Here is a 12,561-nt window from a genome sequence, read left to right on the forward strand (position 1 = left end):
TTTGAAAAAAGACCATTTTATTATGTTTATAAATAGAGAATTACATTACGACAATGATAACTAGAGCTGTTAACGTGGTCGTCAAATGAAATTAAGAATAATATTCATTTCATTTTTGAATCTTTCTTTATATCGAAAGTGATGCACACAAAAGTAAACCTTAAAGTAGAGAAACTTCGAGTATTGTTTGACTATGCTTCGGGACTGCTTCGCCCCTTTTTCGGAACGCCTCTACTGTTTCCCTACCCTGCCTATACCTTGCATATAATGTTTTTTGTAGAGGCAAGGTAGACAAACAGTATACAAACAGTAGAGGCACAATAGACATTTCCCGAAGCCTTCCCGAAAAGTGTGCGAATAAGTAGCGAAGCTGATTACTATAATATTCAGCTATATTCCAGAAAATTGTTGAAATTCTATGACTATGATAATCCATGGTCAGAGAGTTATGATGTGATTAGTAATTTCGTATAGCGTTTTATATATAGGCTGCGACACAGGTGCCTTAGCAAGCGTATTGGATGATGTTTCTATTAATTCAAGATAAAAATCCGTAATCATGGCTTAAAAGAATCAATGTTCAAAACGTTATTATAAATGGTCTGAAAGATATTGGGCCAAATTTCTCCTGATCCAAAATCACATATTTTTTGTACTCAAAAAATATATTCAGGATAATAAACTTTCATCCAAAGTAATTCTTAAATTAGATATTCTAATTTTGGATATCTAATTTAGCTACATGCCAAAAAGTGATTCTATTTTATTGAACAGCATGGATTCCAGCAGCAGTATTGCTTTTGGCATATGGGATGGTTTAACTCCTGGCATAGTAAAAGCGCTAAATCCACATCGGCATAACCATTATACCTGCATGCTTGTTGAAGCTGGACAGCTAGAAGTCCTATTTGATTTTGAACAGCTGAACATGCCTGCTGGAACACTTTTTGTCTGCCCACCGCACCAGGTACATCAGATTACCGGGACTGTTGGGGCATCTGGTTATTACATTTCTTTTGAAGGCCATCATATGACCAAATCAGCCAAGGACATACTTGATGCGTTTTTAAATGAAACGATTATATTATCGCTCTCAGAACTCGAACACCAATGGTTTAGGTCAATTTTGGACTCCCTGAAAAATTTGGACAATATAAACACTACCGCAAATAAGGAGGTACAGAAGCCCTTGCTGTCAGCTTTTATAACCCAGGCGGTAATTTGTCACAAACGCAAATTATCCGCTAAATCCATAAGTCATAGCCGCCGGGTTATCAGTATAACCAACGAATTCAAAAATCTTGTAAGAACTGATTACCGCAGTCTTAAACGCCCCTCACAATATGCCCAAAAATTAAATATCTCCGTGGCACATCTAAACGATGTTGTTAAAAAGGTGACGGGCTTATCCGCATCAGCACTGATCCAGAAGGAAATACTAAGCGAAGCACAGCGCCTGCTCTATTATTCGCAATTGAGCATTAAGGAAATTGCGGTACAGCTAGGCTATATAGACACTAAGTACTTTATCAGGCTTTTCACAAAAAAAGCTGGACGATCACCGAGCGATTACAGAAAAACACTAAGTCCCAATCCAGACCTAGATTAGACAAACCGTACCATTAATCTCAAACACTGTTTCTTTTTTTGTCCACCTTTTACCTTTGTTTGTCAGTTTTCCTGCATTCATTTTTTTACCAATTTTGTACTGCAGATACACTGTACGGTACAGTATATCGCATAATATTAATTCTTAGGTGTTATGGAAGGTCATAATTGGGCAGCAAGTCCGACTTATAAATTATCAACCACCCCTGAAGGAATTGTCGATTCTCTTTTGGATCATTTTAATTCCAGGGATATTGAAACCATGCTCGGCTTCTATGAGGATGATGCAGTCGTTATCAGTACCAGTGGTGAGCCCAAACGCGGAAAAATAGCGATCGCCCATGAGCTGCAGCAGTCATTCGGATTTGGATTGCCGATAGAAATTGTTGTCAGGAATATTTATTCGACCGATAATCTGGCCTCATTGGTCCTGCATTGGAAAATCGCTGGGACAGGAAATAACGGCGAAAAAGTAAATATTACCGGAACTTCAAGCGATTACGCAAAAAAAGGACAGGACGGTTATTGGCGGTGCTGGTTTGGAAATCCATTCGGAGTACAGGTGCGCAGCTTATTTTAATCAATTTCACAAAATTAAATATTTTATATATGAAAATCTTAGTAATCGGTGGTACAGGTCTTACCGGAAGGCTGGTCACAAAAAAACTGGCAAACCTTGGTCATCAGGTGATCATTGGTTCGCCTTCACATGGCGTAGATATCATGACAGGAGAAGGTCTTTCGCAAGCACTCGAAAATACGGAAATAGTAATCGATCTATCCAATTCCTCCTCTCCTGAAGAAGAAAATGCAATCCATTTTTTTCAGACCGCAGGAAAGAACCTGGTAAAAGCGGAGCTCGTAGCAGCCATCAGGCATCACCTCGTACTTTCCATTGTCGGAACGGACGATGCGCTGGAGATAGGATATCTTCGCGCAAAGAAATATCAGGAAGACAACATCAAAAACTCCGGAATACCATATACAATAATTCGTTCAACACAGTTTTATGAGCATACCGATGCGATCATTGCCGTTCAGGGACAGGGTGACGAGGTATTTGTTTCAAAAATCGACTACCAGCCCATTGCGCTGGAAGATGTGACAGATTACATTGTTCAGTTTGCACTCGAAGAGCCTAAAAACGGGACTGTCGAGATTGCGGGCCCTACAAAAGCAAATATGGATCATTTTGTCGCGAAATATATCGAGATAGCCGGAAAGCCCATAAAGGTTGTTTCTGATGACGACAGCAAATATATGCATCTTGTTGTTCCTAGATCACTGCTCGTTCCTGCTGAAGAATATAATGCAGGCAAGATTCATTTTGAGGAATGGGCAGTGAATACTGTGGTAAGTTAATACGTTAAAAATGATCACTTCGCGAAATGCTCTTTCGTAGTTCTTTTATCCTTAAATGCAGGTCGTTGTCGACTTGCATTTATTGTTGATCACTATCGAGGATCAGCATTTGAATATTGTCCCAAGTAAGTTGTTTCCTTTTAAATACTAGCAAACTCGATCATCCTGCAAAATCTATTTCAATAATCATTACTCTTCCCGCCATTCAATCCCGGGATACATTTTTCCTGCTAATAAGTAAAATTGCAGTATTTCTAAACCCTCTTTATTATCAACAAGCAATGCCGTAGAATATTCATCCTTTTGTCAAGATCAAGTCTTTCATTTCATTAGTTGTGCCTTTCGAATTATGCGTAGCGAAACCCGCATCGCCATTGACTCGGAGATATATTGCAAATGAATGAGTTGAATTTCTTAATAGCATAATTGTAGTTTCATCATGTCCACTAAGGGTGTATTCAACAAATGCAGTTTCATGAAACTTTGAAACCACAGTTTTCAATTCTGCCAGCGTAGTGACGAAAAACTCCTTTCATTGGCAACCAAGCTCAACGCTGTAGGATTTGAGAGAACTTCAATTCCATTGAAGACAGTTGAAACATTTTACATTTGTAATAGAAAATTTTGGACAACAGCCCTTTCATCCTCATTGTAAGTGATGCCACTTATTGAAATCACGACCATATTTTATGGACATGGTGAGGATACCCTGGGATCCCATGCGTTTCTAATTTATAATAAAGAAGCCGATATTTCAATTGCTTATAATAACAACGGTGAACGGATCAAAAAGGAAGATTTTATAAAAAATGTAGTTAATGTTGTTTATGATAGAGAGGTTAAACTTCCAGAAATTATGTAAGTTTAACCTCATGTTCCAGATGACCTGTGCTGAGCTGGATATCTTAAAGATCGATACTTTCAGTAGTTGGTGTATATCAATAGAAAGTGCTGGAATTATTTCAACCTTCCAGCACTCATATTCCAAAAAAAAACCCAATTATAAAACCATTCCACCGTCCATAAGGATTTCCGTTCCGGTCATGAAACTTGCCACATTGTTATCTGACAGATAAATAACAGCTTTGGCAACATCTTCCGCAGTTCCCATTTTTTGTAAGGGGATTCCGCTGATTAACCATTCATCAAGACCTTCCAATGTTTTTTCGTCCAATCCTGCTTTGGTCATAATCTCCGTTTTTGTAGGCCCCGGACTTACTAAATTTACTCTGATTTTTCTTGGTGCTAATTCTGCAGCAGCGGTTTTTGCAATGGAATTTAATGCTGCTTTGCTTGCCTGATAAATCGAACTATTTGCTTTAGAGGTGGTCGCAACGTTGGATGAAAGGAACACCACTGAAGCACCATTGTTCAACAGTGGAATAAATTTGCTTAAAGTAAAATAAGCTCCTCTGAAATTAATACCCATTACATTGTCAAAATTTTCGGCACTCATATTTTCGATCGGACCTAAAGTTCCGGTGACTCCTGCATTAATAAACAGGATGTCAACTTTTCCAAATTGCTTTTCAACTTCGGTTTTCAAATGATCAATGTCATCCAATTTTCCCTGATCCGCCACAAAAGAAATAGCTCCTAATTCTTCAGCAGCCTTTTCGATGGCTTCTCTTCGTCTTCCGGTAATAATTACTTGTGCTCCTTCTGCGATTAATTCTTTTGCGGTTGCATATCCTATTCCGCTGTTTCCACCTGTTACGATGGCTAATTTGTTATTAAACTTTTTCATTTGTTTTTTTTCACAAAGTTATAGGGGAAATGGTATACTTTTGTTATCAGTATAACCAAGTATATCAGTATCATCCATTATATCATTTAACTTTGCAACCATGGCAAGAGATCAGACAGAAGAACTTAGAGCGTTGCAGGACACCCTTTATTTCATTGGAGGAAAGTGGAGAATTCCTGTCATTAATTCGCTTTGCAACGGCAACCGACGTTTTCGCGAAATCGAAAGAAGTATCCCCGGGATTACTACTAGAATGCTTTCAAAGGAACTGAAAGATATGGAATTAAATAAGTTGATTAAACGAACTGTTTATCCGGATACTCCTGTTTTAATTGAATATGAACCCACTGAATATTGCAGGACTTTCGGGAATATTATTTCGGAAATGATTATTTGGGGTAGAGAACATCGAAAAATGATTGTGGAAGATAAGGTTTAGAATCGTATTATTTGTGCTACAATTGTTCATCTAAAAAGCCGCTGATGGTAGTACATATGAAATAAATGCTTTGAAAGTTCTTAAAGGAGATAGGTCATCCTGTAAAGTCATGAATTAAACAAATCTAAAGGTGCCATCGGGTCAGATTATCGCGGCAGATCCTGTTGGCTTTTTGATTGTTATATTTATTATCAAACTTGTAAGAAAAAATTACTGCTCCAATAGATCTCCTTTTTTATTAGTGAAAAGCTTGAAAAGGTCTTCAGCTCCAGCGTTAAACTTCTTGCCGTTAACATAAAACGAAGGTGTTCCATTGACCCCGCTCATCACTCCACCCTGAAAATCAGCATCTATTCTATCGGTCAGCTCCACTTTTTTGAATATCTGATTTAAATTTCTCCATATTCAAACCTATTTTTTCTGCTAGTTCAAAAAGATACAGTTCGCCAAGGTTTCTCTGATTTTCGTAAATGGCGTCGTAAATTTCCCAGAATTTATCCTGAAAAGAAGCAGCTTCGGCACCAATCGCTGCTGAAAGTGCATATTCGTGCATTTCTGAAAGAGGGAAATTTCTAAAAACAAATTTCACTTCTCTTTTAAATTTTTAGTAATTTCTTTAGAACAACCGCAAGTACAAAAACGGTATATGGAGGATGTCTTGATAAAACAATACCCTCTGAAAGTGAAGACATGTACATTAACTGTGAGCTTTATTTTGCTAGAGCTTCTAAGAATTGGGATAATAGTGGTGCTGCTTTTATCAAAACATCTTCTAGTCCTACTGTATCAGCAATGGAAAGGATTTATCTGATAACTAAAGGCAAACGATAAGTAATGAGCAGGCTTTTAAAAAGCAGTTGGGCGAACAGGGTATAAATGGCCAAGTTCGAAGACTACTAGGAACAGGATTTTGTCAACAAAATGAAGAAGAAGCGTAAACGTAAAAGAGGACAATAATAATAAACTTCACTTCAACAACTGAATAATATTTAATTTATAAATTTTGCCAATAGGTATCTTACAGCTTGCAACAAATATTATATTCCCTTCAATGCTATTAATGTGTTTTGTGCCAACTGCAAAAGATTTATGAACTTGTACAAAATCATTTTGAGCTAATTGTTCCAAAAAAGCAGAAAATTTTTCACGAATTGTAATAGTTTCGCTCGTGGTTACTATTTTGGTGTAATTTCCTGTTGCTTCAATGTAAAGTATGCTTTCAACTTCCAGTTGAATGTGCTTTTTGTTGCTTTGTACAAAAATCCGTTTTGAAACCTCATTATTTTCAGAAGAAACGATTTTGTGATTAACAGAACTATCAAACGCCTTATTGATGGCTTTTAAAAAGCGTTCAAAACCAAATGGTTTTAGCAAATAATCAGAAATATTGTGTTCATATCCTTCTAAAGCAAATTCCTGATAAGCGGTAGTTACGATTACTTTTGGAGGATTTTTTAGCGTTTTTAAAAATTCAAAACCTTTTAAAACAGGCATATTTAAATCCAAAAAAATTAAATCCACCTCGTTTTTATTCAGATATTCAAAGGCTTCCAAAGCATCGTAACAGTTTTTCATTAATTGCATATTCGGCAGTAAATCGCAATATCCTTTTATGATGTCGTGGGCAATATGTTCATCGTCAATGATTAAATATGTTATCATAATTGTTTCAAAATTAGTTGAGCTTGATATATATTTTCTGTGATTGAAAAAGTCAATTCGTGCTGATTTGGGTAAATTAATTCTAATCTTCTTTTCAGATTTTTCAAGCCAATTCCGGATTGGTTTTCGGCTTTCTCATAATTATTTTCAATTGTAAAACAGATTTCGTTTTCAGAAGTTGACAAATTCATTTTTATATAAGCATTCTCCCTCAAATTTTCAACTCCGTGTTTGAAAGCGTTTTCTAAAAGAATGATAAATAGTAAAGGAGCACCTTTTCGGCTTCCATCAACAGCACAAATAAAATCAACAGATATATCTTTGTGGTAACGCATTCTGTGGAGTTCGATATAGTTTTTCAAGAAATCAATTTCTTCTCGCAGTCCGACTGTATTTTTTTCTCCTTCATAAATACTGTAACGCATCATATCCGAAAGTTTCAATATCAATTCTTGTGCTTTTTGTGGGTCTTTTGCCACCAAGCCATATAAATTATTGAGCGTGTTGAAAAAAAAATGCGGGCTAACCTGGCTTTTTAAAAGCATCAGTTCGGCTTTCATTTTTTCATTTTTTAGTTTGGACATAAATACAAGCTGACGAACCAACCAAAAAATACCTAAACCAAACAAGAAAAAATAATAAGTGATTACAAGAAACACAACCTTTGGATGATAATTTCCTAAAAATTGTACGGATCTGTTCTCTGTAGAAATCACTTCATAAGTGGTAATCAATAGAGGAACAACTGCCATTGCCAAAAGAGCAACGACAATCCATTTTATATTTCTTTTTATTAATAACATACTGCAATATTACAACTATAAATTGCCCACTGCAAGAACGTTGACAAACTATCGTAAAACAGTTTTGAAACAATAAAAATGAGTGATGAAACCACTTTGAGATGATGAAAATACTGTTTGTCTAATTACAGAAGTCGTTTACCACAATTGTTTTAGAAACGGAAAAAGCATTTATAGGTTTACAGAAAATTAATCAAAATAATATGAAAAAACGAATTTTTAGATATGTAAAACATATCATGATAACATTTGTAATACTTGGAATTTTGGCAATCTCATTTGGGCTGTATCACGGGGCGACTTTTCGATATGCAGAAAATCCTAAAATGATGAATTGGGATAAAGATGGTCCTTACCTATTTAGTAAGAATGACAGTGTCTTAACGGTTAATTATATCCGGGGAAATCAGAATACAGGCTTTTATTTAGACCAAAAAGAATTCGCTTCAAATTCAGAAATTCTGGCTTATTGTTATTTTCCATTAGATGATACCCGTTTTGAATTTATCATCAATAGCAAAATTGAAATTCCGGCAACTACTTATAACGACAACGCTAAAATTTTGGCGATTTCCGATGTTGAAAGCGGTTTTAAGACTTTCCGTGATTTTTTGATTACCAATAAAGTAATTGACGAAAAATTAAATTGGACATTTGGGAACGGACATTTGGTTTTACTCGGAGATTTCGTAGATAGAGATTTTTCGACTACACAAGTACTTTGGTTTATTTATAAATTAGAACAGGAAGCAAAAGAAAAAAACGGAACTGTCCATTACATTTTGGGAAATCACGAGTTGAAAAATATGCAAGGAAATTTTGAAAATACTTCGCCGAAATATTATCACGTTTCATCTATCTTAAAGAAACAACAAACCGACTTGTATGGTACTAATTCGTTTCTTGGAAAATGGATGTCGAGTAAAAATTCAATCGAAAAAATTAACGGAATTCTCTTTGCACACGGAGGAATACACCCAGATTTAGCGAAATACAAAACGAATTTAGATGAAGTAAATCAGACTATTCGTAGTAATTACTACAAACCGTACTATCCTAATACTGAAAAGAACTTGGAACAATTATTAATTTCTTCGCACAAAGGTATTGCTTGGTACAGAGGATATTTTAAAGATGATTTGACCCAAGAAGATGTAGAACAAGGATTAAAGCAATTCAATGCAAAATCAATCGTGGTAGGACATACACTTCAATCGAAAGTCAACAAAAAACATAACGGAAAAGTGATAGGAATTGATGTGAAACATCCGAAGGATTATTCAAAATCCATTCCCAACCAAAAATCAGAAAGCTTATTAATTGAAAACAATCAGTATTACAGAATTTTGCATGATGGAGAAAAGAAAGAGATATAAAAATTCCAACAAATGTTATAGCGGAGGTTTCCCTCCGCTATTATTATATCGAGATACATTCAGCCAAATACTTCCAGGAACCGCCCTTGACTGACACATTCTTATAGCGACTATGTAAGAGCCTTTAAATTCACGCCCGAACATTAAAACTAAAATAATGCAGGGAGAAGACGATTTAAGAGGGCTTGCCAAGATAATGGCTTTTATGCGGGCAGTAAGTATTTTATTGGTGCTGATGCACCTTTATTGGTTCTGCTACGGTTTCTTTTTAGAACGTGGCTGGACGTTGGAAGTAATCAACAAAATCTTAGGGAATTTCAACAGGACGGCGGGTTTGTTTTCACATACCTTATATACCAAAGCCTTTGCTTTGGTGCTGCTTGCTTTAAGCTGCTTAGGTACAAAGGGTGTAAAGAATGAGAAGATAACCGGGACTAAAATTTACGTGGCTTTGTGCGGGGGCTTTGTGCTGTTCTTTCTGAACACACCATTGTTGAAGCTATCTCCGGCAACAGGCACTTTCCTGTATATCCTTACTATCTCGTTAGGTTATATCGTCTTGCTGATGGCGGGCGTATGGATAAGTCGATTGCTGCGCACTAACCTGATGGACGATGTTTTCAACAACGAAAACGAGAGCTTCCAACAGGAAACTAAACTAATGGAAAATGAATATTCCGTAAACCTGCCCACCAAATTTTACTACAAAGGCAAATGGAACAGCGGTTGGATAAACATTGTAAATCCTTTCAGGGCAACCATCGTTCTCGGTACTCCGGGTTCAGGAAAATCTTATGCAATCGTAAATAATTACATCAAGCAACAAATTGAGAAAGGCTTTAGTATGTACATCTACGATTTCAAGTTTGACGACCTTTCAACTATTGCGTACAACCATTTATTAAAGCATCGGGATAAGTACAAAGTTCAGCCGAAATTTTATGTTATAAATTTCGACGACCCACGCAAGAGCCACCGTTGCAATCCGCTTAAACCCGACTTTATGACGGACATTTCTGATGCTTACGAGGCGGCTTATACGATAATGCTAAACCTCAACAGGACGTGGATACAGAAGCAAGGAGATTTTTTTGTGGAAAGCCCAATTATCCTATTGGCTGCCATAATTTGGTATCTGAAAATCTATGAGGATGGTAAGTATTGTACGTTCCCACACGCTATTGAATTGTTGAATAAAAAGTATTCAGATGTATTCACGATTTTAACTTCGTATCCTGATTTAGAAAATTATTTGTCGCCGTTTATGGATGCGTGGCAAGGTGGCGCACAAGACCAATTACAAGGTCAAATCGCATCGGCAAAAATTCCACTATCAAGAATGATTAGCCCCCAACTGTATTGGGTAATGACAGGCGACGATTTTTCATTGGATATCAATAACCCGAAAGAGCCAAAGATTTTATGCGTAGGCAACAATCCCGACAGGCAAAATATTTATTCGGCAGCTTTGGGTTTGTACAATTCGAGGATTGTAAAGCTAATTAATAAAAAGGGACAGCTAAAGAGTTCCGTTATCATAGATGAGTTGCCCACAATTTATTTCAGGGGACTGGATAACCTAATCGCAACGGCGAGAAGTAATAAGGTAGCAGTTTGTTTAGGGTTTCAGGATTTTTCACAATTAACGAGGGATTACGGCGACAAAGAGAGCAAGGTCATCCAGAATACCGTCGGTAATATATTTTCTGGTCAGGCTGTAGGAGAAACAGCCAAAAGCCTATCGGAACGCTTCGGTAAAGTATTGCAGAAACGCCAGAGTATGACGATTAATCGTAACGATAAATCAACATCAATTTCTACGCAATTGGATAGCCTTATTCCAGCATCCAAAATTTCAACGCTTACACAGGGTATGTTTGTGGGTTCTATTTCTGATAACTTTGACGAGCGTATTGAACAAAAGATATTTCACGCTGAAATTGTCGTGGACAATGAAAAGGTAGCGAGAGAAACCAAATCGTATCAGAAGATACCGAACATATTAACCTTTGTTGATGAAAACGGAGTTGATAATATGAAACAGGAAATCGAAAGTAATTATCGTAAGATTAAATCTGATATTCTGCATATTGTAGAGAACGAAATGGAACGCATCAAGAACGATCCTAATTTACAGCATTTGGTGCAGAGTTAATATAAGCATATTGCTTTCTTCTGGACTACCAATTGTTAAATATCTGGTCCGTCATTCCGTTCTTTCCAGAAATTACTTTTGTATAGAATTTTGGAGCATCAACTTGCGATTAGATTTTTAGCCCTAATCTCATAGACAATTGAAGATGTTTCAATTAATATATTATTATGAAAGCGAAAAAAAAGTTAGTGATTATTGGAGCCGGTTTTGCAGGCTTTTGGAGTGCAATAAGTGCAATTCGTCAAATCAGAGATATTGGCAAGGAAGACGAACTGGAAATAACAGTGATTAATAGAGATAAATATCTAACGGTTAGACCTAGACTTTATGAAACTTCCTTGAAAGGATTAAGGGTTGATTTAGAAAAATACTTTAACCCTTTAGCAATTGAACTAGTTATAGGAAAAGTAGAGGTGATTAATCCATTAGAAAAAGAGGTTAGTGTTTTTACCGATAATGGTTTGAGAGTTAAGAATTACGATTACCTTATATTGGCCTCTGGAAGTACATTGAAAGCACTTAATATTCCGGGTATTGAGCAGTCTTTTAACGTTGATACCTATATAAATGCTCAAAAATTAGAACAACATCTAATTACATTAGCAGAAAGCGGTTTTTCCAAAGAAGGAGCAACAACCTTTTTAGTTGTAGGAAGTGGACTTACTGGTTTGGAAATGGTTACCACTATAGAAGAAAAAGTTCAATTGTTGAATTCGGAATTTTCTGATGATCAGAAAAAAATTAGAGTAATTCTTGTAGAGAAAAATAAAGAAATAGCAGATTACTACTCTTCTGAAGCACAGTCTTACATTCTGGAAACTTTGGAAAAGAAAAATGTAGAAATTGTATCAGATACTTATATTACATCTATTGAAAATAACACTGTTTTTTTTAATAATGGCACTACAATAAAATCTGGAACGGTTATATTTTGCAATGGAATGGTAGCCAGTTCGCTTACAAACTTTTTTGAAGGAAAAAGAGATGAACAAGGCAGACTACATGTGGATAATAATCTTAAACTTACCGAATATTCAAACGTTATTGTGTCAGGAGACGTAGCAAACTTGTCTATAAACAGTGACGGTAAAAGTTCGATAATGGCATGCCAATTTTCAATGGATCTTGGTAAATGGGCTGGGCATAATGCTGTAAATGATCTTTTCTCTAATCCCTTAAAGCCCTATATAAACAACAACTATGGAACTTGTTTAGATTTGGGGCAGGAAGATGGACTTCTTACTTCTGGTTTTGACAGGAAACTTTTAATGAAAGGAAATCAAGCAAAACAAGTTAAAACAATGATTACTACTCAAGGTATATATCCTCCGGAAACACTTGAGGATACATTAGCTCTTTCTTTCCCTAAAATACTAGCTGCTGACATCTTCTAGAAAATTAGATAAAGC

The 12,561-nt window shown here is 36.1% G+C and carries 13 protein-coding genes; 8 read left to right on the forward strand and 5 right to left on the reverse strand.

What is annotated here, in order from left to right; translation table 11 throughout:
* Positions 1–742 precede the first annotated feature (742 nt).
* From HCX49_RS08490 to HCX49_RS08505, 4 genes are all read left to right on the forward strand, one after another.
* Positions 743–1,609: an AraC family transcriptional regulator gene (locus HCX49_RS08490; protein WP_168126804.1), complete on the forward strand. Its 867-nt coding sequence runs from the start codon at positions 743–745 to the stop codon at positions 1,607–1,609.
* A 153-nt stretch (positions 1,610–1,762) separates the two neighbouring features.
* Positions 1,763–2,188 (forward strand): YybH family protein, encoded by a 426-nt coding sequence (locus HCX49_RS08495; RefSeq protein ID WP_168126805.1) that lies wholly within the window; start codon positions 1,763–1,765, stop codon positions 2,186–2,188.
* 29 nt (positions 2,189–2,217) lie between these two features.
* Positions 2,218–2,970 carry an SDR family oxidoreductase gene (locus HCX49_RS08500; RefSeq protein WP_168126806.1) on the forward strand — a complete coding sequence of 251 codons (753 nt, stop codon included), beginning with the start codon at positions 2,218–2,220 and terminating at the stop codon, positions 2,968–2,970.
* 658 nt (positions 2,971–3,628) lie between these two features.
* Entirely contained in the window at positions 3,629–3,832 is a 204-nt protein-coding gene (locus HCX49_RS08505; RefSeq protein WP_168126807.1) for a hypothetical protein, read from the forward strand.
* A gap of 138 nt (positions 3,833–3,970) precedes the next feature.
* Here HCX49_RS08505 and HCX49_RS08510 read toward each other — a convergent pair whose 3' ends face one another.
* Positions 3,971–4,717, reverse strand: coding sequence for an SDR family oxidoreductase (locus HCX49_RS08510; protein ID WP_168126808.1), 747 nt, complete (start codon positions 4,715–4,717; stop codon positions 3,971–3,973).
* Between the two features lie 100 nt (positions 4,718–4,817).
* Here HCX49_RS08510 and HCX49_RS08515 point away from each other — a divergent pair, with 100 nt between their 5' ends.
* Positions 4,818–5,156, forward strand: a complete 339-nt coding sequence (locus tag HCX49_RS08515; RefSeq protein WP_168126809.1) for a winged helix-turn-helix transcriptional regulator — start codon at positions 4,818–4,820, stop codon at positions 5,154–5,156.
* 210 nt (positions 5,157–5,366) lie between these two features.
* Here HCX49_RS08515 and HCX49_RS25385 read toward each other — a convergent pair whose 3' ends face one another.
* The 4 genes from HCX49_RS25385 to HCX49_RS08530 form a co-directional block, all read right to left on the reverse strand.
* Positions 5,367–5,528: a DsbA family protein gene (locus HCX49_RS25385; protein ID WP_206368315.1), complete on the reverse strand. Its 162-nt coding sequence runs from the start codon at positions 5,526–5,528 to the stop codon at positions 5,367–5,369.
* Positions 5,512–5,745 carry a DsbA family protein gene (locus tag HCX49_RS25390; RefSeq protein ID WP_206368317.1) on the reverse strand — a complete coding sequence of 78 codons (234 nt, stop codon included), beginning with the start codon at positions 5,743–5,745 and terminating at the stop codon, positions 5,512–5,514. The genes HCX49_RS25385 and HCX49_RS25390 overlap by 17 nt, the downstream gene beginning before the upstream one ends.
* 377 nt (positions 5,746–6,122) lie before the next feature.
* A complete protein-coding gene (locus HCX49_RS08525; protein ID WP_168126810.1) occupies positions 6,123–6,818 on the reverse strand; it encodes a LytR/AlgR family response regulator transcription factor in 696 nt (231 codons plus the stop codon).
* Positions 6,815–7,621, reverse strand: coding sequence for a sensor histidine kinase (locus HCX49_RS08530; protein WP_206368319.1), 807 nt, complete (start codon positions 7,619–7,621; stop codon positions 6,815–6,817). Before HCX49_RS08530 ends, HCX49_RS08525 begins: the two co-directional genes overlap by 4 nt.
* Positions 7,622–7,824: 203 nt before the next feature.
* Here HCX49_RS08530 and HCX49_RS08535 point away from each other — a divergent pair, with 203 nt between their 5' ends.
* The 3 genes from HCX49_RS08535 to HCX49_RS08545 all read left to right on the forward strand — a co-directional run bounded on the left by HCX49_RS08535 (position 7,825) and on the right by HCX49_RS08545 (position 12,546).
* Positions 7,825–8,997, forward strand: a complete 1,173-nt coding sequence (locus tag HCX49_RS08535; RefSeq protein WP_168126811.1) for a metallophosphoesterase — start codon at positions 7,825–7,827, stop codon at positions 8,995–8,997.
* 154 nt (positions 8,998–9,151) lie between these two features.
* Positions 9,152–11,152 (forward strand): conjugal transfer protein MobC, encoded by a 2,001-nt coding sequence (gene mobC / locus HCX49_RS08540; protein ID WP_317166827.1) that lies wholly within the window; start codon positions 9,152–9,154, stop codon positions 11,150–11,152.
* 167 nt (positions 11,153–11,319) lie between these two features.
* Positions 11,320–12,546 carry an NAD(P)/FAD-dependent oxidoreductase gene (locus HCX49_RS08545; protein WP_168126813.1) on the forward strand — a complete coding sequence of 409 codons (1,227 nt, stop codon included), beginning with the start codon at positions 11,320–11,322 and terminating at the stop codon, positions 12,544–12,546.
* Positions 12,547–12,561 lie beyond the last annotated feature (15 nt).

Source organism: Sphingobacterium sp. B16(2022) (genome assembly GCF_012030425.1).
Classification (GTDB): domain Bacteria; phylum Bacteroidota; class Bacteroidia; order Sphingobacteriales; family Sphingobacteriaceae; genus Sphingobacterium; species Sphingobacterium anhuiense.